General features: G+C 57.8%; 22 protein-coding genes and 1 tRNA gene. 15 read left to right on the top strand and 8 right to left on the bottom strand.

Annotated elements, in window-relative coordinates; genetic code table 11:
* The first annotated feature begins 362 nt into the window (after nucleotides 1-362).
* From V5N12_RS08290 to V5N12_RS08260, 7 genes are read left to right on the top strand one after another with little or no spacing between them, the layout of a single operon-like run.
* Nucleotides 363-2,930: a type II/IV secretion system ATPase subunit gene (locus V5N12_RS08290; RefSeq protein WP_442904968.1), complete on the top strand. Its 2,568-nt coding sequence runs from the start codon at nucleotides 363-365 to the stop codon at nucleotides 2,928-2,930.
* The gene (locus V5N12_RS08285) at nucleotides 2,931-4,931 is read left to right on the top strand and encodes a type II secretion system F family protein (protein WP_332898687.1); all 2,001 of its coding nucleotides are present in this window, start codon (nucleotides 2,931-2,933) and stop codon (nucleotides 4,929-4,931) included.
* Nucleotides 4,928-5,437: a DUF7287 family protein gene (locus tag V5N12_RS08280; RefSeq protein ID WP_332898686.1), complete on the top strand. Its 510-nt coding sequence runs from the start codon at nucleotides 4,928-4,930 to the stop codon at nucleotides 5,435-5,437. Before V5N12_RS08285 ends, V5N12_RS08280 begins: the two co-directional genes overlap by 4 nt.
* 2 nt (nucleotides 5,438-5,439) lie before the next feature.
* Nucleotides 5,440-6,039 carry a DUF7288 family protein gene (locus V5N12_RS08275; protein WP_332898685.1) on the top strand — a complete coding sequence of 200 codons (600 nt, stop codon included), beginning with the start codon at nucleotides 5,440-5,442 and terminating at the stop codon, nucleotides 6,037-6,039.
* Complete coding sequence (locus V5N12_RS08270; protein WP_332898684.1) at nucleotides 6,027-6,968, top strand: DUF7261 family protein; 942 nt, start codon at nucleotides 6,027-6,029, stop codon at nucleotides 6,966-6,968. The genes V5N12_RS08275 and V5N12_RS08270 overlap by 13 nt, the downstream gene beginning before the upstream one ends.
* A 2-nt stretch (nucleotides 6,969-6,970) precedes the next feature.
* Nucleotides 6,971-7,426, top strand: coding sequence for a DUF7266 family protein (locus V5N12_RS08265; RefSeq protein ID WP_332898683.1), 456 nt, complete (start codon nucleotides 6,971-6,973; stop codon nucleotides 7,424-7,426).
* Between the two features lie 7 nt (nucleotides 7,427-7,433).
* Nucleotides 7,434-8,168, top strand: a complete 735-nt coding sequence (locus tag V5N12_RS08260; RefSeq protein ID WP_332898682.1) for a DUF7289 family protein — start codon at nucleotides 7,434-7,436, stop codon at nucleotides 8,166-8,168.
* A gap of 6 nt (nucleotides 8,169-8,174) precedes the next feature.
* Here the strand turns inward: V5N12_RS08260 and V5N12_RS08255 are convergent, their stop codons facing one another.
* Nucleotides 8,175-9,734, bottom strand: a complete 1,560-nt coding sequence (locus V5N12_RS08255) for a DUF7289 family protein (protein WP_332898681.1) — start codon at nucleotides 9,732-9,734, stop codon at nucleotides 8,175-8,177.
* A gap of 129 nt (nucleotides 9,735-9,863) precedes the next feature.
* Between V5N12_RS08255 and V5N12_RS08250 the strand changes: the two genes are divergently transcribed.
* Nucleotides 9,864-10,382: a universal stress protein gene (locus V5N12_RS08250; protein ID WP_332898680.1), complete on the top strand. Its 519-nt coding sequence runs from the start codon at nucleotides 9,864-9,866 to the stop codon at nucleotides 10,380-10,382.
* Here V5N12_RS08250 and V5N12_RS08245 read toward each other — a convergent pair.
* From V5N12_RS08245 to V5N12_RS08225, 5 genes are all read right to left on the bottom strand, one after another.
* Entirely contained in the window at nucleotides 10,370-10,819 is a 450-nt protein-coding gene (locus V5N12_RS08245) for a pyridoxamine 5'-phosphate oxidase family protein (RefSeq protein ID WP_332898679.1), read from the bottom strand. The two genes, V5N12_RS08250 and V5N12_RS08245, sit on opposite strands and share 13 nt — an antisense overlap.
* A 52-nt stretch (nucleotides 10,820-10,871) precedes the next feature.
* Entirely contained in the window at nucleotides 10,872-11,105 is a 234-nt protein-coding gene (locus V5N12_RS08240; RefSeq protein WP_332898678.1) for a DUF7385 family protein, read from the bottom strand.
* Between the two features lie 60 nt (nucleotides 11,106-11,165).
* The gene (locus tag V5N12_RS08235; RefSeq protein ID WP_332898677.1) at nucleotides 11,166-12,014 is read right to left on the bottom strand and encodes an ArsR/SmtB family transcription factor; all 849 of its coding nucleotides are present in this window, start codon (nucleotides 12,012-12,014) and stop codon (nucleotides 11,166-11,168) included.
* A 114-nt stretch (nucleotides 12,015-12,128) separates the two neighbouring features.
* Nucleotides 12,129-12,683 carry a hypothetical protein gene (locus V5N12_RS08230; RefSeq protein WP_332898676.1) on the bottom strand — a complete coding sequence of 185 codons (555 nt, stop codon included), beginning with the start codon at nucleotides 12,681-12,683 and terminating at the stop codon, nucleotides 12,129-12,131.
* A gap of 622 nt (nucleotides 12,684-13,305) precedes the next feature.
* A tRNA-Ala gene (locus tag V5N12_RS08225) sits at nucleotides 13,306-13,377 on the bottom strand.
* Nucleotides 13,378-13,613: 236 nt separating this feature from the next.
* On the opposite strand from V5N12_RS08225, the gene V5N12_RS08220 reads away from it, so the two are divergent.
* The 4 genes from V5N12_RS08220 to V5N12_RS08205 are packed head-to-tail and all read left to right on the top strand — an operon-like array spanning nucleotide 13,614 to nucleotide 16,142.
* Nucleotides 13,614-14,078, top strand: coding sequence for a 30S ribosomal protein S15 (locus V5N12_RS08220; protein WP_332898675.1), 465 nt, complete (start codon nucleotides 13,614-13,616; stop codon nucleotides 14,076-14,078).
* A 3-nt stretch (nucleotides 14,079-14,081) separates the two neighbouring features.
* A complete protein-coding gene (locus V5N12_RS08215) occupies nucleotides 14,082-15,248 on the top strand; it encodes an exonuclease RecJ (RefSeq protein ID WP_332898674.1) in 1,167 nt (388 codons plus the stop codon).
* Nucleotides 15,245-15,478, top strand: coding sequence for a KEOPS complex subunit Pcc1 (locus V5N12_RS08210; RefSeq protein WP_332898673.1), 234 nt, complete (start codon nucleotides 15,245-15,247; stop codon nucleotides 15,476-15,478). Before V5N12_RS08215 ends, V5N12_RS08210 begins: the two co-directional genes overlap by 4 nt.
* The gene (locus tag V5N12_RS08205; protein ID WP_332898672.1) at nucleotides 15,471-16,142 is read left to right on the top strand and encodes a 30S ribosomal protein S3ae; all 672 of its coding nucleotides are present in this window, start codon (nucleotides 15,471-15,473) and stop codon (nucleotides 16,140-16,142) included. The genes V5N12_RS08210 and V5N12_RS08205 overlap by 8 nt, the downstream gene beginning before the upstream one ends.
* A gap of 40 nt (nucleotides 16,143-16,182) precedes the next feature.
* On the opposite strand, the gene V5N12_RS08200 is transcribed toward V5N12_RS08205, so the two are convergent.
* Nucleotides 16,183-16,611, bottom strand: a complete 429-nt coding sequence (locus V5N12_RS08200; protein ID WP_332898671.1) for a cupredoxin domain-containing protein — start codon at nucleotides 16,609-16,611, stop codon at nucleotides 16,183-16,185.
* A 91-nt stretch (nucleotides 16,612-16,702) separates the two neighbouring features.
* Here V5N12_RS08200 and V5N12_RS08195 point away from each other — a divergent pair, with 91 nt between their 5' ends.
* The 3 genes from V5N12_RS08195 to V5N12_RS08185 are packed head-to-tail and all read left to right on the top strand — an operon-like array spanning nucleotide 16,703 to nucleotide 20,340.
* Nucleotides 16,703-17,386, top strand: a complete 684-nt coding sequence (locus V5N12_RS08195) for a protein sorting system archaetidylserine synthase (RefSeq protein ID WP_332898670.1) — start codon at nucleotides 16,703-16,705, stop codon at nucleotides 17,384-17,386.
* A 47-nt stretch (nucleotides 17,387-17,433) separates the two neighbouring features.
* Nucleotides 17,434-18,711, top strand: coding sequence for a HEAT repeat domain-containing protein (locus tag V5N12_RS08190; protein WP_332898669.1), 1,278 nt, complete (start codon nucleotides 17,434-17,436; stop codon nucleotides 18,709-18,711).
* Between the two features lie 42 nt (nucleotides 18,712-18,753).
* Nucleotides 18,754-20,340 (top strand): phospholipase D-like domain-containing protein, encoded by a 1,587-nt coding sequence (locus tag V5N12_RS08185; RefSeq protein ID WP_332898668.1) that lies wholly within the window; start codon nucleotides 18,754-18,756, stop codon nucleotides 20,338-20,340.
* On the opposite strand, the gene V5N12_RS08180 is transcribed toward V5N12_RS08185, so the two are convergent.
* Nucleotides 20,337-22,250 carry a DHH family phosphoesterase gene (locus V5N12_RS08180; RefSeq protein ID WP_332898667.1) on the bottom strand — a complete coding sequence of 638 codons (1,914 nt, stop codon included), beginning with the start codon at nucleotides 22,248-22,250 and terminating at the stop codon, nucleotides 20,337-20,339. The two genes, V5N12_RS08185 and V5N12_RS08180, sit on opposite strands and share 4 nt — an antisense overlap.
* Nucleotides 22,251-22,283 lie beyond the last annotated feature (33 nt).

Raw genomic sequence — 22,283 nt, 5'->3', positions numbered from 1 at the left:
CACGGAATGTGATATAAATGTGTCCGTCTCAGAGACTGGTAACGGCGTCTCGTTGGTCGCAGCCGAAAGACCGTGTTTTTCAGTTTGAGCCGCTTTTCTTGAAAGTACGACGATGGAACTTGTTGGGTGTGTAGTCGCCATTATTACACGTCATCTGTGAAAGACTCTTTAGATAGTAGTCAACTGTAACCTATGTTTCCAGCAGGTATAGCTCGGAAATTGTCTCTTAATCCTGAGATTCGGCTCTTTTGGCTAATTTAGCTAATCATAATCATACAGTGTAAGAAATCAGATATATAAGCGCAACACTTTTTCTCTCTTACAGAGTATTCATAGAAGATATGGGGAAGAATAACGCCGACATCGCTGGCTCTGACCAGCACGGCGACCGGGGGGACGCCGCCACGGAAACGACTGAGGAGACCTCTGTCGGTGCAGTAATGGGTGCATACACCTGGGAAGACTTCAAGCGAGAAGTCTACTACGACGAGGATGGAGCACGCCCAACCGACCTCATCGGAGACGTCATCGAATTCGACGCAAGTGACTACCTTGGCTTCGACCCGGCCGACATAGAGGATCGATTGACGAAGGCGGCTAGCAAGGCGGCCATCCTCGATGACCACTTCGATTCGTTCCTAGACGTAGAGACGACCGATGTCGCGGTTGGAGAGTACTACTGGGAACACTTCAAAATCGAGTACTACTACGACGAAGAAGGCAAGCCACCGGTTGATAAGAAAACCGGTGAAGTCGTGGAGTTCGACGCGAGCGAGTACCTTGGGTTCGACCCATCCTCGCTGCCGAACGTCCTCAGCTATGGGAACGTGGTGGGCGACTGCATCGACGATGTCAGAGAAGCGCGCACGGTCAACGTGCTCGAAGACCTCGACGAGGATGCCTTCTTTAGAAATCCAGACGGAACGAAGACCGTCGTCAACCGCTACGACTTAGAGAAGGCCGTGCCGCTCTCGAAAAAGTCACACTTCCACGAGGTCGACCGCTACTGGGTCAACAAGCCGTTCGCGTTCGTGAGCATCTTCCACTCGAGCAAAGAGAACGAGCACAAGTACTACCTTGTAGAGCCGTACCTCACGCCAATCGAACGCGAGCTAAAGGAGTACCTGACGAACAAACTCCGCACGGCAATCAAGTACTCTGATGAGGACATCATCGTCGAAGGCGACGAGGCAGACAGAGGAGCCGTCATCGCACGCGAGACAGAACAGCTCCTCGAACGGTACGACCTCTACGCCCGACCATCGGATGAAAAGCAGAGCTTGAAACAACAGTTCTTAGAGCTGCTTGGTCGAGCCGAAGAACTCGAAGACGAAGAAGAGATTGTCCGCGATTTAGCGGGGATGCTGACGCGACCCGAACCCGCGTTGCTCGAAGAAGACGCGCGGATGGTCACGGAGTACCAAGTCGAGAAGCTGCTGTACATGCTAAAACGCGACTTCATCGGCTACGAGCGCATCGACGGCGTCAAACACGACATCAACGTGGAGGACGTGTCGTGTGACGGGTACAACTCGCCCGTCTTCGTCTACCACTCTGACTACGAGCAAATCATCTCGAACATCTTCCACGGCGAGAAAGACCTCGATGATTTCGTCGTCAAACTCGCCCAGCGCTCTGGGAAAGGCATCTCGAAACGCCAGCCACAGGTCGGCGCGACCCTGCCAGACGGTTCGCGTGCACAGCTCACGCTCGGACGCGAGGTGTCTGATCACGGGACGAACTACACCATCCGGCAGTTCAAGGAGGTGCCGTTCACGCCAATCGACCTCATCAACTGGCACACGTTCTCGCTCGACGAGATGGCCTACCTCTGGGTGTGTATCGAGAACAACAAGTCGCTCATCTTCGCGGGTGGGACGGCATCCGGGAAGACGACCAGCCTGAACGCGGTATCGCTGTTCATCCCGTCGAAGTCGAAGATTGTGTCCATCGAAGACACGCGCGAAGTCGAATTGCCACAGCGCAACTGGATTGCCTCCACGACGCGCCCCTCGTTTACGGCTGACGACCAGGGTGACGTAGACGAGTTCGACTTGCTCGCCGCCGCACTCCGTCAACGCCCAGAGTACATCGTCATGGGTGAGATTCGTGGGGAAGAAGGCCGGACGCTGTTCCAGGTCATGTCCACGGGTCACACCACGCTCACCACGTTCCACGCGGACTCGGTGGGTGAGGTCATCAAGCGGTTTACGACCGACCCAATCAACGTCTCGAAGACGATGTTCACGGCGCTCGACTTGGTGAGTATCCAGACCTCAACGCGCGTCCACGGGGACAAAGTGCGCCGCAGCAAGTCCATCACCGAAATCAACCACTACGACCCGGAGAACGACGAAATCAACGTTCAAGACGTGTTCCAGTGGCAAGCAGAGTCCGACGAGTTCTTGCGGATGGGTGAGTCGAACACGCTCGACGAGATTCGCTTCGACCGCGGCTGGTCGTACGACCAGTTGGACGAGGCAATCTACCTGCGGAAAATCGTTCTCGCCTACCTCATCAACAAGGGCTTGAACAGCTACCCACAGGTGGCTGCTGCCTTACAGGGGTTCATGAACGACAACGACACCATCATGTCGCTCATCGCGAACGATGTGTTGGAGGCACGCTTAGAAGAACTCCGGCAGATGGAGAGCGTCATGATCGACATCGACCCCGAGAAAGAGGCGATGATTCCACGACCCGACCCGTACGCAGAACTGCGGGCGCAGACGGACGAAATCCTCGCAGAAGCAGAGGAGAATCTCTTTGACCGCTACCTCACCACTGGGGAGCCAGACCTCGAACCGGCGCTCGCTTCCGGTGCTGACGAGGCGGGAGCCGCCACCGACGGCGGCGACGATACAGATGACGACGATCCGTTCGAGGCGTTCGACTTCGGCGGCTTCGAGCCATTGGGGGACGACGAGTAAATGGCCCCGGAAACGATGAGCGCTAGCAGTAGCTTCGAAGGAAAATCAATCAGCGATTCGTTCTACCCGCTCTACCGTCGGCTGTTTAGCGAGGACAGCGGATTCGTCTTAGATGTAGAGGAGAAACTCGGTGCGGCGCGCATGCCACACACGGTCGAGTTTTTCCTCTCGTGGGCGCTCGCCATCGGGGTCTTACTCGGCCTCATACTCTGGTTCGCCGGGATTGCCCTTGGGTACCTCATCTTTGTCCTGTTTATCGATGGGACGCCGGTGTTGCTCGGCCTGAACCTCTCGCCCGACGTGCTCGCCATCGTCAACGCCATCAAAATCCCGGCGCTCGTGTTGGTGACGGGCCTCGTCTTTGGTCTGATTGGCTTCGGGATTGGCTTTGGCTCTATCGTCTTTGTGCCCTACTACCGGGCGGGTGAGCGAAAGCGGGAGATAAACATGCTCCTGCCGGACGCCATCTCGTTCATGTACGCGCTCTCGGTCGGCGGGATGAACCAGATAGAGATTCTCCAAGCGATGGCGAAAGCCGAGGACACCTACGGCGAGGTCGCAAAGGAGTTCCAGAGCATCGTCCTCGAGACCGACTACTTCGATACGGACTACCGGTCTGCGATTCGCAATCAGGCGATGCAGTCACCGAGTGACGAACTCGGGCAGTTCCTCACGGACATGCTCTCAATCGTCAACTCCGGTGGTGACATGACGCGCTTCTTGGACGACAAGAAAGAAAAGCACATGCGCACGGCAAAGCAGGAACAGGAACTCACGCTCGAAACCTTAGAGCTGTTCGGTGAGATGTACATGACGCTCTCGCTGTTCCCACTCCTGCTTATCATCATCCTCGTCATCATGAGCATGCTCGGGGAGGCCCAGGACTTCCTGCTGTACGGGACGGTGTACGGCCTCATCCCGATGACGGGCGTTGGCTTCCTCGTGCTCGTCGCGACGGTCAAACAGGACGAACCCGGCGACGGCTTCCTCCGAGATACTGACCCTGACATGCAACAAAACGAGCGTGGCATCTTCAGCCTCGGCATCATCGAGCGCTACACGGGAACGTACGCCATCTTCGACCGCATCAAGAGCAAGGAAGGGACGTTCGTCACGATGGAGCTGCTCAAAAACCCGCACCACTTCTTCCGTGACTATCCGCTGGCAACGCTCGCGCTCACGGTGCCCGCAGCAATCGTGTTGCTCGCGTTCGCCATCCTGTCGGGACTCGCGCCAGCCTCGTTCGAGGGGCTCATCGCGAACCCGATTGGCGGGACGTTCTTCTGGGTGTACATGCCGGTGTACATCACGCTCATTCCGCTCGCGGTGTTCAACGAGTGGAACCTCCGCTCGCGCTGGAAAATCATCAAGAACCTCTCTGATGACCTGCGCAAACTGTCGAGTGCGAACGACACGGGGTTGACCCTGCTCGAATCGCTGAAAGTGGTCTCCGATACGTCACGCGGGAAACTCGCAGAGGAGTTCGAAGCAATCCACGCGAAGGTGAACTACGGCATGAGCCTGAAAGAGGCGCTCGTCGAGTTCAACAACACCTACCACATTCCGCGTCTCGCGCGGACGGTGAAGCTCATCAGCAAGGCGCAGGAAACCTCGAGTAACATCACGGCGGTTCTCTCGACGGCCGCACAGGCCTCTGAGAACCAGGACGACATCGACCGCGAGCGGGTTGGCCGCACGCGCATGCAAATCGTCATCATCATCATGACCTACCTGGTGTTGCTCGGCGTCATGGCCATCCTCAAGGTGAAGTTCCTTGACGTGATGGCTGGGCTCTCTGCACAGGCGAGCGGCGACTCTGGAAGCTTCGGTGGCGGTATCGACACGCAGATGTTGTCGATGCTGTTCTTCCACGCCGTGACCTTACAGGCGGTCTTGTCCGGATTCATCGCGGGCTACATGCGCGATGCAAGTCTCATGAGCGGCGTGAAGTACGCAGTCATCCTGCCGACCTTCGCCCTGCTCGTCTTCATGCTAATATGACCGAACGCGCACAAACGTCGATGGACTTTCTGGTGGGGATGAGCATGTTCCTCATCATCGTCATCTTCGTCCTCTCGTTCGTTCCCGGTATCATCGCGCCGTTCAACGACAACGTCCAAGAGGACACCGTGACCGTAGACCGCGTGGCCACCCAACTCTCGAAGGGGATGCTTGGCTCGAACGCAGAGCCATACATCTTGAACGCCCAGTGTACGGCAGATTTCTTTGACGCATCAGTAGTGGGGAATCCAAATGACTGTAATTTTGATCCAGATAGAAACAACGCCAGTGTATCAGAAAGATTCGGACTTTCAAACACACAACAACTTAACATTACCATTGAACGTGACACAGATGGTGACGGCGACCGCGAGATCGTGTCATCAGGCGGCATCCTCCTCAAAGAGGGACGGAGTCCACCAACTTCGACAGCGTCTGTGGTCGTTGCCCGGCGGGTGGTTTACCTCGACGGGCAGGACGTGTCACTCGTCGTGAGGATGTGGTAATAATGAGAGCACAAGCACACACGCTCGAAGGTATCATCGCGTCGTTCTTGCTCATCACCGGGTTGGTCTTCGCGCTGCAAGCGACAGCCGTGACGCCGCTGTCTGCAAGTACGTCGAGCCAGCACATCGAAAATCAAGAAAAGGCAATTGCAGAGGGAATCCTCGAAATAGCGATAGAGAATGATACGCTCGCGATCGCACCGCTGTACTGGAACGACACAAAATATCAATTCCACGGCATAACAACGAGACAATATTATGTGGATAACGTGCCAGAAAAGCTGAATTTCCTAAACATGTTGGAGCGCAATCTCGGTGAATCAGGTGTTACGTACAACGTGAACATCATCTATCTGACTAATACCGGTGACGAACGAACACGCCGGCTCGTTTACAGAGGGGTTCCGAGTGATAATGCAGTGACTGCCAGTCGGCTCGTGACGTACTACGACGATGATGTCCTCTACGATCCGAATGGGGATAAAACGACGAAAACGATTAGCTCTGTTGCGAATGCGAATTCGTTCTACATGAGCGACGCAGCGCCCGGCAGTTCAGTGTTCAACGTGGTCAAAGTGGAGGTCGTTGTATGGCGAATGTGAGCGAGCGAGGGCAGATCATCTTGGTCGTTGGCCTCGTCCTTGCGGTGATGTTTGTCGCACTCGCCTTACTCTTGAATACGGCAATCTACACGGAGAATCTCGCCACAAGGAGCGACAACAGTGTCTCGGGAACGGCGGGTGAATTCAATAGAGACGCGATTACCGAGGTGCAGAAATCGATTAGCTATGCGAATCAGAACAACAACCCCTCGGATAGCGATCTTGAGTTGAGTGTTCAATCGAGCGTAGATGACTGGGAGTTCCTCGCGGCTCGCCACTACGCTCGAAACGGCCAATCAGTGTCCATAACGGTCGATTCTATCTCAAAAGAACGACACATCAGACAAACTGTTTCGACTAACAATTTTGAGAATAGAACAGGTATTCCAAACTGGGATGTCACTACGGGTGCAGATGAGCTTCGGACTTTCCAGATGGATGTTCGCCACAATGTGAGTGATGTGTGTACTACGACTGGTACCTGTTTCACCGTCGTGTTCGAAAACACTACGAACCCGTCTGACACGTGGTACCTCTACGTCGACAATGAAACCGCCTCGACGAATGTGAAAGTGGTCGTCCAACAACAGGGTGGGCCACAGGAATCGTGTACTGGCGATGCCAATGCAGACATTAATCTTACAGAGGGGACCCTTGATGGCACACCGTGTACTGCATTTTCGTTCGTCGACGAACTTGACGGTTCGTACGATATACGATTCGAAAATGGAGCCAAGGTGTTAGGAACCTACGATATCCGGGTTACGAGCACCGAGACCGACACGGAATCTATCACTCAGAACTACGGAACCGTGAGTGAGCCACAGTACGACACTCGAATTGATTCAGTCGCTGTCTCACTAGACTTTAGACACGCTGACTTGCAATTCACGAAGACGGTGACCGTCGCAGCTGAGGAGGGTGTATAATCGTGCAGCTTGACAACAGAGGGGTCGCCTCGACCCTGAATTACATCCTTGGACTCGGAATCGCTACGATACTTGTCATCGGGTTGCTCACAGCTGGTGGAAACCTCGTAAGTGACCAGCGCGAACAGGTTGTTCGCGGTGAGCTATCTGTGATTGGACAACAACTTGTGAGCGACATCACCGCAGCAGACCGATTGACTGCAGACACTGGGACAGTACGAATCGAACGCGAGATGCCGTTGACAGTAGCTGGTGAACACTACCGTGCCAGAATTTCAACAGGGGCTGACCCTACCGATAATCTGTACTTCTTGAACCTGACCAGTTCAACGACGGACGTGACTGAAGTAGTCTCGTTCACTTCCAGTACCACCGTTTCTGGCTCTGTCGATGGTGGTTCGATAGTCATCGAAAAGAAAAATGGCGGAACACAAGAGATAATGGTGAAAAATGGATAATCGTGCAGTGAGTGACGTGATCGGCTTCGTCCTCATCTTCTCGCTCATTTCACTGTCGATCGGCTTCATCTACGTTTCGGGGCTCGGTGGCCTCGAGGACACACGAGATGCAGAGCGAATTAACAATGCAGAACGAGCATTCGACGTTATGGCGCACAATATTGAGGATTTGAGCGAACAAGGTGCGCCAAGTCGAGCGACCGAACTTCGACTCGACGATGCTCAACTTTCGGTGAGTAATGAGGTGTACATCGAATACCGGTTCGTGAATAATGCCGATCCTACAGATACCCTCACGGTGAACGAGAGTTTGCGACCAATAGTCTACACCGGTCAGGGAGACACATCGATTGTGTATGAAGCAGGTGCCGTCATTCGAGAGCAAGCCGACGGCTCCCGGATGAGTCGACAACCGAATTTCGTTCTCGATAAACCGGTTCCAGTTATTACGATTGTGGATACCCGTGTCTCGTCGCCGATAAGCGTGGCTGGCTCACGGACGGTTCGAGTGCGCGCAATTCACCAAGGAACCACGATTGCCAGTGTTGAGGAGACTAATTCGGATTACACCATGTGGATTAGCATCACGAGTCCTCGTCACGATGCATGGGCATCATACTTCGAAGATGAAGGCGTTTGTGAACAAGGTCCAACAACCACCGGAAAGACTGTTACCTGTAAGGTTTCCCCGATAGAACGAGGCTACGTCTCCATTGTGGGAACTACAATCGAGATCGAGTAACGGTAATCAGTCCAACCTGACTGCGATCTCGTTTTCCGTGATGTGGAGGAACGTGATGAATTTTGGATTGTCCGTCACATCATAGTCGAGCGAGCCGTACGAATTTCCGGCATCTACCCTGCCACTATTACCATTACCCGGTCCTTCGTGAACTGTTAGTCTGAACGTCGGTCCCATGTCAGAGAAGTAGTGATTAATTAAGAAATTGAGGCTCTCTCCATCGACCTCACTTGTGTACTCTGGGTATTCTTTCGTTGCCTCACAAGACGCGATACAATCTGCATTTTCGTGGCTATCAATTTTCATCGTTTCATTCACGCTTCTCGAGACGATTTCAGATTGATACTTCCACTTATTATCGGTACCCTGGGTGTCGATATCGGAATAGGTGAGCTTCGTGTCGGAAGTAAGATCTAACGTTAGTTCTTGAGTCGAGCAGTTCACCTTGAAGTTTGGATTTCCGGGATCGCCATCCACGACTGGATCAATGCTCGAGTTCTGCCATTCGGCGTATTCACCTGATGAAGAATTGTAGTAATAGATGCTCAAATCCACGGTCCCAGACCCGCCAGTACAAAGCTTCTGTTGGGACGCGATGTGTAGTTCGAATTGTACGTCTGCACTATCTTGGTTGTACAATGACCAATGTAGCTGGTTGAACCCATTTTTATCTCCAGCAATAGTGAGATTGAACTTGTTCACCTTGTGCTCCGAACTCATATATGGAACTTCTATTGAGCCGCCCTTTTCAGGGATGGCAAAATCTCCGAGGGCATCAGCGGTCGATTCCAATTGGAGCGTCACCGTTTGTGTCGCTGGGTTCGTGCTTACTTTCCCATCCGTTCTCGACACAAAATATTCTGCCCAGCCTTCGTAATACGGGCTCTTCACAGTGATATTGACCGATCCATTTTTCAAGGGATTGTTATACTCCGTCACACCATCGCTGTAACTGTCTGTGCTGTTCGGGAAAATCTCTCTACCCTGCACAATAGAGTCGATAGTCACATCAGTCGACCCAGATGTACTCCCCGTTCCGGTTGTTTTGATAATCGGGAGCGTGAGTGTTGCTTGACGATAGTGAAACTCAGGTGGGGAAATCAATCGAACCGCGCCAGAACTATCTTTTCGCCATACACCGCCTCCTTGATAGGCTATTTCTGCGTCACCTGTTTGATAAACCAGTGCACCAAGCGATTGATTATAGATTATCTCATCCCCCCCAGTTCCAGTATAATTGTTGTGAGTGATTCGAATCCAACCCGCATCATCTCGGATATTGTACGTTCCGTCTGCATTCGGAAATCCGAGGTTTTGTTGGCTAGACGACCCGAGGGCGACCATAGCGGCACGTGAATCGAACAACGTCATCGACTGCTCCGCGCGGTCGAGTTCCGATTGTTGTTGAGTATCTTCTAAAACGATTGCACCAAAGGCGGCGACGGTTGTCGTTCCAAGGAGCACGATCATCAGCAAGAGCGCAGTGCCAAGGGGGGCTGATTGTCCACGAGCGTCACGAGTGAGAGAGCGCGAGATGAATGCTCGCAGCCCAGATGGCCCAGTCATTAGTACAACCATAGTCTGTCAGACAATAAAATAATCTGGTAATTGATTAAATAATAACATTTTGATGTGTCAGAATTATAACCAGCAAGAAGGCTATATCGTTCCCACGCGACAGTATCAGTAGCCGAGATGTACGACAAAATTCTGTTTCCAACTGATGGGAGTCTCGGGATGTCGAACGTACTCACCCAATGTCTCTATCAGGCGATACAAAGCGGCGCGACGGTGCACGTCGTCTACATCGTCGATGTACGGTCGTACATCATTCTCCCCGAGGAAACCCAACAACGCATCATCGACCTGCTCATCGAAGAGGGCCAACGCGCGCTGGCCACGGTCGAATCGCGCATCGAAGCGGAGGGCGAGGACGTTCCAACCATCTACGAACTGCTCCAAGGCGTCCCACACGAGGCGATTCTCGAATACGCAGACGAAGAGGATATCGACCTCATCGTGATGGGAACCCACGGGCGGACGGGGGAGCACAAGCGCATCCTTGGCAGTGTCGCAGAAGAAGTCGTCAGAAATGCAGACGCACCCGTCTTGACAGTGCGGATTCGAGAAGACGACGTAGAGCGGATGCGCGAGGAGCGCGCAAATGCAGAGGCGGCCGACGACACGGAAGAATCGCCGCGCTACATTGAGTGAGCAGCCGTTTTCCGCCCCGTCAACTCCGCCACGTCGAGGGCGTACATCGAGAATACGAGTTCGTCGCGTGGCGTGTCGAAGATATCGAGCAGCGGCAGGTCTGCTTGGCGAAGCGCGCGGACGACTTCGAGGTTCAACTCGTTGTCTGAAATCTCGCGCAGCGTTCCGGCCGCGATGACGCTGTTCCACTCGTCGTCTACGTTTTCGTACACGACAAGTCTCGCTGTCTGGGTGTGTTCGACGTAGCCGCGTTTTTCGCTCTCTTTGCCGTAGCCAAGGCGAAAGTAGAATCGAGTCGAACCGGGGTCGAAGCCGTAGGAAATTGGAATCGCGTAGGCGTCTCCGTCCCTTGCAAGCGAAAGCACACCCGAGCCGCCGTGGTCGAGCAGTTCGTGAATCTCGTTCGCTGTCATCCTCGCAGGGTGCGTGTTGTTCATATCTAGACAGACGCGCTGACAGTCCAAAAAGCTAGGTTCAATTACAGGTCGCTCACTGTTGGTGGGTGAACAACAGCACGTCGTCGTAGTGCGTCGAGACACAGAGGTCGAGCAACCGACTCAGTTCGAGGCTGTTGTACTCGTCTTCGCAGACGACGAGGTCGTCGAACGGTTTGTCGCAGGCAGGACACGCGATGCGCACCGTGTTCCGGTAGGTCGTCACGCCACCTGCAACTTCGTGGGGCGTCAGCGACTGAATGAGGTCGTCATAGGTGTCTGAATCCATCGCTAGAGTGCTCATCGCCCTCCGTGATAATTCTAGGTGCGACGGACGCTGTGTTTTCTATTAACGGTCGGTTCGATTGACGCTCGTGACTGTGCCCGTTGTATCTATCGTCGCCGTCAGTGTTTCGCCATCTATCGTAATTGCAATCGTCACGCCGGAGTCGTCTGTAGTGATTTCCAGTTCGTCTGACCCAAACAATCGCCACGTTGGCGTTTCCTGTGGGTCGATTCCGCGGTCGTAGAGGAAGCCTTGGAGCGCAGGGTGGAAGAACACAGGCGACGACGCCTCCGCAATGGCGATATCACCACACCGTTCACACCGCCACTCGAATCGGGGTGGGTCGTGGGCAGCATCAAGCGAACCCGAGAGCCGGCCAGCACAGTTCACACAAAATCCCGCGGTAATCTGGTAGAAGAGGACGCGAATCCAGCGGTCGAACGCTGCGGGAAGTTCGGCCCGGTCGTACTGACTAAGCGTCCCTGGTGGAAACGAGTACTGGTTGTGAAACTCGTCACAGGCGGTACAGTTGACGTGGGCGTGTTCGTCATTGTAGGTAACGACAACCGAGCGAGTCCCACACTTCGGACACGGGTCGTCGAGTTCGATTGGGTCGAGCGTGGCGGTCGCCGTGTAGGTTCCGGCGATGAGCGCCCCGACGACCTGCATGCCCGCGATGGTGAGTTCATACCCATCGTCTCCCTGTTTGACGAACGTGCCCGCGAGCTTCTGGAGGTGGTAGTTGAACTGTCCAGAGTCGCGCAGCTCGACGCGGTCGTAGAGTTCAGAGAACGGCAGTGGCCCGTCTGCGGCGGCAAGCACCCGAAGAATTTCGATTCGTGTATCGTTCGAGAGCAGTGCAAAGACGGCCTCTGCAGGCTGGGTTTCAACGGTGAGTCCCTCCTCGCTCATTGGCTACACCACGTTTCGCAGGCGTGATGAACATAGTGGATACCTCGGCCGAATGCAGTGTTACTGTCCAGTCGTACTTGCGAGTATTACTGGACAAGGGCGCTGGATGAGCCGTCAGCTCAGGCTTCCGGGAGGAAGAATGAGCACGGCCAATGCACCGATAATGGCGATAAACGCGAGGAGGAACACGACACCGAACACGAGGCCGAGCACGACCGATTTTCGCGCGAGCGCCCCGTTCATCCGGTGGAGCTTCCTGAGTCCCTGTACCTGCAACGAGAGGCCGTAGAGTCCAACGACGAGGTTGATGGCGGGAACCCACGCGAACGTCAGCAGCAACACGGTTGGATACGCCATCGCCTCGACGGTCTTGTGAAAGCCGTGTGCGCCGAACACGACCGCGGCAACGTGCGTCCCGAGCGCGTGGCTGAGGAAGGCGAGATAGCCGAGCGCGGCAAACACGAGGATTCGAGCCGATAGGCTTCGGAGGGTGTCCGTGAGCAATTCCACTTCGAACACGAGGCTCAACCCCCCAAGCACAATCCCCCCAAGCAACGCTGATGCGGCAGCGTAAATCAGGGGGAAGCGATAGCTTCCGGACGGTTCGAGACCCGCATAGAACGTCTCCGGCGACCGGATTACAGATTGGGCGACCTTCACCCCTGCCATTCTCTGCTTCATGACAACCCGACTACGAATAGTCCGGTGTTAGTTATACGATAGATAGCAGACGTGTCACAAGTGTAACTCAATGCTACTTACTTGGGTGAGATAAACGGCAGTTCGTCGCTGAATATTCTGCAAATCAACTCAAAACCGTACTACGATAGCCCCGCTCAGCCTCGCGTTATTATCTGAAACACTGTGCTACCTGGTTTTGCGAAGGTACTAATCTATGAGTTGATGGTCAGAAATGGTAATTCATCGAGCGACTTTTTCGATTAGTTGCAATGGACTTGCCGGGACTGAGTGGAAACGAAGTTCCCGAAGGTAGACGCGGCTCTGTCGCTTCGAGATTTGAACCCGGAGAAAGACGGTTCCCCTCACTTCGTTCGGGTACTGCGACTCCCGGCAGAACACGTTCTGCCGTCGTCTCATTCGCTCTGCTCACGAGACTTTCAGGGCTTCAAATCCCGACTGCATCGTACAATACGTACGCGACACAGCGACTCGCTGCGCTCGTCGTGTTAGATTTTGAAATCGCTGAGGACTTGCCGGGACTGAGCAAACGCGAAGCGTTTGCGAGGTACGGCAAGTCCACGACTGAACGAAACGTAGTGAAGTGAAGAAGTGGACTTGCCGGGATTTGAACCCGGGGCCTCTCCCATGCCAAGGGAGTGATCTACCCCTGATCTACAAGCCCGCGTCAGCAATATTCGCTTTCCGGCGGTTGTTCATAAACCCATCGAACCACCCTCGCGTGCCCGGAAAATCCGCATAGAAACCGTTTAGTGGCTCAGGAGGTGAACTACTCGTGGGAACAACACGGCCGCAAATCTGACATCGCCGTGCCATTGCACGGCTCAGGGATTGCGGTAGTGTCCGGCGCGTCCCGCGCCGAAACATCTAGAGCGGTCTGTGCGGTTCCTATCCTCAACTATGGCACGAATGCACACTCGACGCCGCGGCTCGTCCAAATCGGACCGACCCGTGGCTGATGAACCACCGGAGTGGAGCGACGTCGACGCAGACGCAGTCGAAGAACGCGTCGTCGAACTTGCAGAACAGGGTCACACCCCAGCCGTCATCGGACTCAAACTCCGTGACGAGGGTGTTCAGGGCACGCCTGTCCCGAACGTCAAGCTGGCGACGGGCAAGAAGGTCACCGAAATTCTCGACGAGAATGACGCAACCAGTGACCTCCCCGAAGACCTCCGTAACCTCATGGAGCGCGCCGTGCGCCTCCGTGACCACATGGAGGAGAACCCGAACGACCACCAGAACAAGCGCGCGCTCCAGAACACCGAATCGAAAGTACGCCGACTGGTCTCGTACTACCGCGGCGACAAGCTTGCGGCGGACTTCAAGTACGAGTACGAAGACGCCAAAGAGATTCTCGCGTAATCCATGTCCGCAACCGGTCGCACTGGACCAGACGCCCCCGACGCGAGTGAAATCGCTGCGCTCTGCCGCGACGCCGACTTTGTTCGGTTCGTCGCCCACGCAGACGGTGATGCGCTCGCCGCGACGGGCCTCATCGCCCGCGCGTTGAGCGATGCGGGCGTCCCATTCCAAGCGAGCGTTGCCCGCTCTGGGAACCTCGCGCGACCGGACAACACGGACGACGTCACCACACTCCTCGTCGGCGGGACTCACCCGTCGTACGACGGTGCCATCGCCGCCAGCACGGAGCCAGCAAGCGTTCTTGCAGAGGCCGCGGCCCGCGAACTCGCTGCAGATCCCGACCCGGTACTCGCCCTCGCGGGCGTTGTCGCCGCAGAGGGGCATCCAAGCGAGTATGCAGAGGTCCTCGAACGCGCACAGTCGCGCGACCTCGTGACCCAGCGACCCGGCGTCGGAATTCCGACCGCCGACCTCGCAAACGGCCTCGCACACACGACGCTCGCTCACGCCTCGTTCTCCGGAAATGAAGGAGCCGTGACCGCGTCGCTTGCTGACCTCGAGTTACCTGTTGACCTCGACACGCGCGCACAGCGACGCCTCGCCTCGTTGCTCGCCCTCGAAACCGTCTCGGCTGACGGGGCGACGCCACGAGCCGCAGAGGCAGTCGAGCGCGCGCTGCACCCCCACGCGACCGACGGCCCGTTTGCCACGGTCGAGGGGTTTGCAGACGTCCTCGACGTGGTCGCCCGCGAAGCGCCCGGCACGGCGCTCGCGCTCGCCCTCGGACACGATGTGAAAACGCCCGCCTTAGACGCGTGGCGCGCCCACGCAAAACGGGCGCACACCGCACTTCGCGGGGCGACGACCGGCCGGTACGACGGCCTGTTCGTCGCACGCATCGAGTCTGCAGAGGGAGACCCGGCACCCGTCCGCACGACGGCCCGCCTGCTTCGGGACTTCCGCTCGCCGGAACCCGTTGCGCTGGTCGTCTCGGAAGGGAAAGCCGCCGCGTGCGCGACCGAAGAACAGGGGCAGATTGGCGAGCAGATGGCAACCGCCGCGACCGCCGTCTCCGGAACCGGCGGCGGCCGCGACAGACAGGGCTACGCCGAGTTCGGAGCCGACGTGTCGGCAACAGATTTCGTCACGGCGTTCCGGGAGGCGCAATGAAGCGCGCCACCATCCGGACAACGCACGAGCACGCCGCACAGGTTGCGGCGGCGCTCGCGCCGGACAACACGCCAGAGATGCGCATGACGGTCACCGATGATACCATCGAGATGACCGTCGAGCGCGAGACGACCGGCGGCCTGCAGTCGACCGTTGACGACTACGTGGTGAACCTCACGGTGGCAGCACAGCTTACGAACAACCCGAAAACAGAATCCAACAATGAGTGAACGATCCGTTTCTCGACGAAAACAGCAGAAGCGTTGGTACAAGGTGCTCGCACCTGAGCAGTTCGACCGCGCAGAGCTCGGTCAGACGCCTGCTGACGAACCCGAGAAGGTCTACGACCGAACCATCGAAACGACGCTTGGCGAACTTACGAACGACGCCAGCAAGAACAACACCAAACTCACCTTCAAGGTGAACGACGTCGGCAGCGACGCCGCGTACACTGAGTTCGTCAAACACGAACTCACCCGCGACTACCTGCGCAGCCTCGTCCGCCGCGGTGCCTCGAAAATCGACGCGAACATCACGGCCATCACGAAAGATGGCTACCGCGTCGAGATTCAGCCACTCGCGCTCACGACCAAGCGCGCAGACCACAGTCAGGAACACGCAATCCGCAAGCAGATGATCACGATGGTCGAAGAGACCATTGAGGACCACACCTACGAGCAGATTGTCGACAGCATCGTAGACGGTCGCATCTCCTCTGCAATCTACGCAGAGGCGAAGACCATCTACCCACTGCGCCGCGTCGAAATCCAGAAGTTCACCCTCGAAGCCCACCCAGACGAGGTTGAGGCCGAGGAAGAAGCCTCTGTCAGCGTTGACGAAGACGACGTTGCAGAAGAAGTCGCAGCGGACGAAGACGAAGAAACCGAAGAGTAAGCCGTACTCTTTCTTTTGTGGACTCGGCGTGCCGACCGTGTTACTCAGTGACGACGAACGTCGCAATCATGCCGCCGGGTTCGTGGGGGACACAGAAGTAGGTGTACTCGCCCGGCACTTCCGGGGTGTACTCGAAGGTTTCGCCCGGTGCAATCGAGCCGCCGAGGTCGCCCATCCACGCGTCGCGGGCTTCCTGCTCTGACTCGAAGCCACCGGAGGCGAAGTAGGCTGCGCCCTCGGGAATGTCGGCATCGTAGGCCGTCACGGTGTGGGTCCGCCCACCGGTGTTCTTCCACACAATTGGCTCGCCTACGGGCACCTCATAGGGGTCGTTCGGGTGCTCGAACCGGTTTGCTGACATACCGATGTCGAAGTCAGTGTTCTCGTCTGGCTGGCCCGAACTCGTACAGCCAGCCACAGAAAGGGTCAGTGCGGTTGCGGCGGTTGAGAGGAACGCACGCCGGTGCATACCAGAGGCTCACCGCCGGAACAATATATGCTCGCTGATTGGTCGTGTCCGAACATAAAGAGGTAAGGCCGAACCTCTCTACCGCCAGAGTATGCAGCCCCGTTTCGTCGGGCGGTTGGGTCTCGCAGACGTGGTCACGGTTTCCAACGCGGCGCTCGGCTTTCTCGCCGCGGCCGTGGCGATGGTAGACCCCGCACTCGCCGCGCGACTGATACTGCTCGCCGCCGTTGCCGACGGCTTAGACGGCGTTATCGCCCGCAAGATGGGCGGAACACCTGTCGGTGACTATCTCGACTCGCTCGCGGACGTGGCCTCCTTTGGCGTCGCACCCGCACTGTTCGTCGTGAGCGTCGCCAACGCCCAGTGGGGGCTCGTTCTCGGTGACCTCTCGCCACGAGGTATCGCCGCACTCGCCCTTCCCGCACTGTTCGTCGCCGCCGCGGTCATCCGCCTCGGCCTGTACACCGCCTACGACGTGGCTAAAAACACCACCGAAGGCGTCCAATCGACGCTTGCCGGGACGATTCTCGCGGTCGTGTATCTCGCGGGCTTCCAGCACGCGACGCTGCTCGTCGCGCTCGCTGGGGTGTTCGCCTACCTGATGGTGACGACGATTCAGTATCCGGAACTGTACGCCCGTGACGCGATTGCGATGGGTGTGATTCAGGCACTCGCCATTCTTGCCCCCCTCACACTCGACCGCATTTTCCCGAAAGCCCTGTTGGTGGCCGCTGTTGCCTACCTCGTGTTGGCCCCGCGCTTTTACTGGCGATAAGCCCGAAGGGAAACGCTCTTAGGTTGACCTGCCGGAAGTTCACGTATATGAGCAACGGGGACGAGGAACCAGAGACCCCCGCGGAGGACGCACCCGCCGTAACACCCGAGTCGTTCGAGGAACGCCTCACCGAGGCCGAAGAATCCCTCGACGCGGCCGAAACCGAGTCGGACTTAGACGACGTCGAGGCGACGCTCGACGCCATCGAAGCCGACCTCGAAGCCGCAGACCTCCCAGAACCGGAGGACGACGAGGACGACCCCCGCGAGGAACTGGAATCGACACTGAGCGACCTGCGCGACGCGCTCGAAGACGCTCGCGGCCCGTACGCAGAAGACGTCGTGAGCGACATCGAAGAGGCAAAGACCAAAATCGAAGACGGCGAGTGGACCGAGCAAGGTGAAGACGAAGTCGTCGAAGCCACCGAGTCCTACGCCGACGCGATGGGCGAGATTCTCGACGCCTCCTTTAGCGTCAAAAGCCCCTCGCACTTCGACGTGCTCAGCACGCTTGACGACATCGCAGAGGCGATTTCGAGCGCCGACCTCGACGCAGATGAGGACGCAGAGACCATCGCCGCGCTCGTCGAAGCGACCGAGGCGTTCAAACAGGACTTAGCGGACGCCCAAGAGTGGGACGACCTCACCGTCGTCGAAAAGCTCGATGCACAGGGCTTCTACGACGTTCTCACGCCGAAAAACCGCAAAGACTACCCGCCGGAACTCACCGCGGTCCGCATCTACGAGCAGGGGAACAACCCGGAGATGATTCTCCTCGCGCTCGACATGCTCGAATCGAACTTCATGCAGGAACGGTGCATCGAGGCGCTAAAGCGCCTGGGCTCGCCGGAGGCCTACGAGGCCATGCTCGGCCCTGCCCAGAAGCGCAAGAAGCCACAGATTGAGGTGCTCGGGAAGATTGGCAACCCAGACGCCCTCGACACGCTGCTCGAGTACGTCGAAGCCGACAACGACCCGCAGCTCCAGAAGGTCACGATGAAGGCGCTTGGCGAGATTGGCGACGAAGAAGCCACCCAGGTCATCGCCAACAACCTCCTCGCTGAGAACGAAGGCGTCCGCAGTCAGGCCGCCCGCGCGCTCGGCCTGCTCGGAGACACTCGTGCCGTCTCCCCGCTCGGCGACGTGCTCGACGACGACGAATCGGACAACGTCCGCGCGAGTGCCGCGTGGGCGCTCAACCAGATTGGCACGGAAGCCGCCTTAGAGGAAGTCGCCCGCTACAACGAAGACAAGTCCTACATCGTGCAGGTCGAAGCCGAGAAGGCAGACGACGCGCTCGCAGTCCAGAGCGAACCCGCGGCCTAACCAGCCGAACCTTTTTGAACGAAGCCGGGGCCACTCCGGGGCGTGTTCGCCCGCGTGGTTCTCGTATTCGTACTCGTTCTCACAGCTGTCCCAGCCACGGCTGGGGCGAGTAGCGACTCGCCCAGCTTCGTCGCGGTCTACCCGAATCCAGTCGCCGACGACGACGCAGGCGAGTTCGTCGTTATCTCATTTCCTGCCCACACCTCCGGCAACTGGACGCTCACTGACGGCGAAGACACCGTTTCGCTGCCCACCGAGAACCTGCACGGAACCGTCGCCCTGACGGCGCATCCCGACCGCGTGTCAAATCTCACCGACCATCGAATTCTCGCGCTCCCTCGCGCGCTCGAACTCGCAAACGGCGGCGAGACGCTCACACTCCGAAAAAGCGGAAACCGCGTCGCACGGGTGAGCTACCAAAATGCCCCAGAGAGCGAACGCTGGGTGCGAACCGAACGCGGCTGGGCGTGGGAACCCCTCGGAGCAACCGATTTCTTGCCCGTCTCCGTGCAGAACACCACCGTCACGACGTTCGTCCTGCCGGACGCGCCGAACGCCACACTCGACTCCATCCACGCGGCAAACCACAGAATTCTCCTCGCGGGGTACACCTTCTCGTCGCCCCGAATCACCGACACGCTCATCGCCGCGAGACAGCGCGGCGTCACCGTTCGCGTATTGCTCGACCGCGAACCAGTCGGTGGGATAACGGCCCGAGAACGGGACGAACTCAACCGACTCGTCGGTGCAGGTATTCCAGTAAAACTCATCGGCGGCGACCGCGCCCGCTACTCCTTTCACCATGCGAAGTACGCCGTCGTCGATTCGCGGGCACTGGTTCTCACCGAAAACTGGAAACCGGCGGGCGTTGGTGGCAACGCGAGTCGCGGCTGGGGTGTCGAAGTCAGAAATGCCACGCTCGCAGCGGCGCTTGCAGACACGTTCGCTGCGGACAGTGGGTGGCGGGACACCACGCCGTGGTCAGCGGTTCGAGACAGCCGCGAGTTCGTCACCGCGCCGCGGGCAAACGGCTCGTACCCCTCTCAGTTTTCACCCGCTGACATGCACGCAGAGCGCGTCGAACTACTCGTCACGCCTGACAACGCAGAACCGCAATTGGTCGCCCACATCGACAACGCGACGGACTCGCTTCTGGTAGAGCAGGTCACCATCGGGAGTCGTGACCACGCGCTGCTCCGCACCGCGCTTCGCGCCGCAGAACGCGGTGTCGAGGTTCGCATCCTACTGAGTGGGGCGTGGTACGTCCGCGAGGAGAACCGCGAACTTGTGCGGTGGCTCAACCAGCGCGCCGACAGAGATGGGCTGTCGCTCGAAGCACGGGTCGCAGAACCGCGCGGACGCTTCGAGAAGATTCACGCGAAAGGCGTCCTCATCGACGGCGACACCGTCGTCCTCGGAAGTCTGAACTGGAACGACCACGCGCTGCGCGAGAATCGAGAGGTCGTCGTCGTCCTCCACGGAAGCGACGTTGGCGCGTATTACTCGGACGTATTCGACGCAGACTGGCGCGGCGGTTCGTGGCGACTCTCGGGTGGAATGGTTGCGGCGGTTGCCCTGTCGGCACTCGGCGCGGGAGCAGCGGGGAGAAAAATCCGCTTCGAGGCTTAGTCGTGGGTAGCGACGGTGCTGCGGAGTTCTTCGTCTATTTCCGCGGCTGCCATCTTCTCGACGAGCGCGTCGAGCACTTCTTCGCGCATGCCTTTGACGAACTTGATCGAACCGACGACGAGGTGGCCGCCACCGCTGACGCCGCCGCCTTTGACCTCCGTCTGGAGTTCTTGGACCATGTTCGGGATGTCAAGGCGGACGCCGTCAGAGCGGAGCACGGAGAAGTCCGGCCCGTAGCCGATGGTGATGACCGACTCGCCCGTCTCTTTGACCTTGCGGTCGTGGATTTCGCCCGTGGTCTTCCCGGGTGCCGGGTAGGTAAAGCGGTGGGCGTGGCGCTCTAAGTCGATGCGGTAGAGGTGGGCATCGTTGTCGAGCACTTCGTGTTCGACGTGTGGCATCACCGAGTCGAGTTGCTTCTCTACGTCGCGCTCTGCGCGCGAGGAGAGGAACGAGACGAGTTTCCGGTGGCGCTCTTCGTCGTCGCAATCGACGTTGAGGATGTCGTTGATGAGGTCACGACCGTCGTTGTACTTGAGCCAGTAAGCCTCGTAGTCGAGGGCTTCACCGATGTCCCAGAGGTCTTCCTCGGAGTAGCCTTCTGCCTCGGCGAGGGCGATGTACTGGTCCATCACCTCGGCTTTCGAGCGGTCGGTGAGACCCGCAACGGCTGGCACGTGATTGAGTTCGTCTTTGATGCCCGGGTAAATCATCCGGGCGAGTTCGACGCACATCATGCCCGTCGTGATGCGGTAGTCCTCGTCGTGCATGTACGGGTTGACGTGCTCCTCGACGAGCGGTTCGACCGCTTCGGGGTCGGGGTGGTGGTGGTCAACGACGACGATTGGGATGTCGTAGTGGGCGAGGTTCTGGTAGGCCGGGATGTCCTCCTCGGTGCTGCCGTTGTCGAGCATGAGCAGGAGAGGAAGCTTCTGACCGTGGCGCGCGCGGTCTTCGAGCGAGAAGTTCAGGTCGCGCACGACGTCTTCCATCTCGTAGAACGGCGCCTTGCTCGGCAGACGCTTGAGCAGGTGGCGGGCGGCCGATGGGTCTTGGTGGGTTTCCTCGATGAACCGTTCGATGGCCAACTGGACGGGCACGCTTGCGCACATGCCGTCGCCGTCTGCGTGGTGGCGCATCTTGATGGGGCGGCCTTCGAGCACCGTCCGGCGGAGCAGCGACGCCACGCGCTTTAAGTCGGGGCGAAGCTTCTCGAATGCGGGCCAGTCGATGAGCGGTTCGACGTCTTCGACCTGCGAGCGCTCGTCGAGCGCGGCGTCGAGACGGGCGGTGACTTCCGCTGCTTCCTCGCCGTCGAGGTGGTCGATGTTGGAGGCTTCGACCTGCACGGCGTCGTCGCGCGAGTCGACGACACCCGTGACACGGACGACGTCGCCGACTTCGATGTCGGGGTAGGCGCGGACGCCCGCTTCCTCGAACGCGGCACACGGCACGACGGCCGTCTCGTCGCGAACCTGGAAAATGGTTGGGCCGCCGGTCTGTTTGATTTGGACGACTTCGCCTTCTAAATGAACCGTGTCGGTCGAAGACGGCGAGAGTGAGTCAGCGTCAGAAATCTCGTAGTCGTGGGCGACGGTGACCGTTTCGTACTCCGGAAGGTCGCCAACGGTGAAACTCAGGTCGCCGTTCTCACGGATTTCGGTGAGGTAGACGACGAGTTCGTCGCCGACCTGGTACGTTGCGTTGAGCTGTGATTCGTGGACGAGGCCGGACACGTCGTCTGAAATATCGACGAAGATGCCGTAATCGACGACCCCGTTTACGGTTGCGTGGTAGTACTCCTCGGCGGTGACGTCTGAAAGCGTACATTCCGCGGCGAGGTCATAGACAACAACCCGGTCAGAAGAACCTGTTCCGGCAGAATCGCCGGCGTCGGGTGGTGATGACATTCTTATTTTCCGTTTGGCTTTGCTCCGTTTAAC

Origin of the sequence: Haladaptatus sp. CMSO5 (genome assembly GCF_036689885.1) — an archaeon.
Lineage (GTDB): Archaea > Halobacteriota > Halobacteria > Halobacteriales > Halococcaceae > QDMS2.
This window is presented reverse-complemented; position numbering and strand designations above follow the sequence as displayed.

Excerpts from the sequence above, each read along its gene's own strand:
- V5N12_RS08240 (WP_332898678.1), bottom strand. The coding sequence starts at position 11,105 with ATGGATTCAGACACCTATGACGACCTCATTCAGTCGCTGACGCCCCAC.
- V5N12_RS08255 (WP_332898681.1), bottom strand. The coding sequence starts at position 9,734 with ATGACTGGGCCATCTGGGCTGCGAGCATTCATCTCGCGCTCTCTCACT.
- V5N12_RS08285 (WP_332898687.1), top strand. The coding sequence starts at position 2,931 with ATGGCCCCGGAAACGATGAGCGCTAGCAGTAGCTTCGAAGGAAAATCA.
- V5N12_RS08180 (WP_332898667.1), bottom strand. The coding sequence starts at position 22,250 with ATGTCATCACCACCCGACGCCGGCGATTCTGCCGGAACAGGTTCTTCT.
- V5N12_RS08220 (WP_332898675.1), top strand. The coding sequence starts at position 13,614 with ATGGCACGAATGCACACTCGACGCCGCGGCTCGTCCAAATCGGACCGA.
- V5N12_RS08200 (WP_332898671.1), bottom strand. The coding sequence starts at position 16,611 with ATGCACCGGCGTGCGTTCCTCTCAACCGCCGCAACCGCACTGACCCTT.
- V5N12_RS08230 (WP_332898676.1), bottom strand. The coding sequence starts at position 12,683 with ATGGCAGGGGTGAAGGTCGCCCAATCTGTAATCCGGTCGCCGGAGACG.
- V5N12_RS08245 (WP_332898679.1), bottom strand. The coding sequence starts at position 10,819 with ATGAACAACACGCACCCTGCGAGGATGACAGCGAACGAGATTCACGAA.
- V5N12_RS08190 (WP_332898669.1), top strand. The coding sequence starts at position 17,434 with ATGAGCAACGGGGACGAGGAACCAGAGACCCCCGCGGAGGACGCACCC.
- V5N12_RS08235 (WP_332898677.1), bottom strand. The coding sequence starts at position 12,014 with ATGAGCGAGGAGGGACTCACCGTTGAAACCCAGCCTGCAGAGGCCGTC.
- V5N12_RS08280 (WP_332898686.1), top strand. The coding sequence starts at position 4,928 with ATGACCGAACGCGCACAAACGTCGATGGACTTTCTGGTGGGGATGAGC.
- V5N12_RS08210 (WP_332898673.1), top strand. The coding sequence starts at position 15,245 with ATGAAGCGCGCCACCATCCGGACAACGCACGAGCACGCCGCACAGGTT.
- V5N12_RS08215 (WP_332898674.1), top strand. The coding sequence starts at position 14,082 with ATGTCCGCAACCGGTCGCACTGGACCAGACGCCCCCGACGCGAGTGAA.
- V5N12_RS08205 (WP_332898672.1), top strand. The coding sequence starts at position 15,471 with ATGAGTGAACGATCCGTTTCTCGACGAAAACAGCAGAAGCGTTGGTAC.
- V5N12_RS08250 (WP_332898680.1), top strand. The coding sequence starts at position 9,864 with ATGTACGACAAAATTCTGTTTCCAACTGATGGGAGTCTCGGGATGTCG.
- V5N12_RS08195 (WP_332898670.1), top strand. The coding sequence starts at position 16,703 with ATGCAGCCCCGTTTCGTCGGGCGGTTGGGTCTCGCAGACGTGGTCACG.
- V5N12_RS08275 (WP_332898685.1), top strand. The coding sequence starts at position 5,440 with ATGAGAGCACAAGCACACACGCTCGAAGGTATCATCGCGTCGTTCTTG.
- V5N12_RS08270 (WP_332898684.1), top strand. The coding sequence starts at position 6,027 with ATGGCGAATGTGAGCGAGCGAGGGCAGATCATCTTGGTCGTTGGCCTC.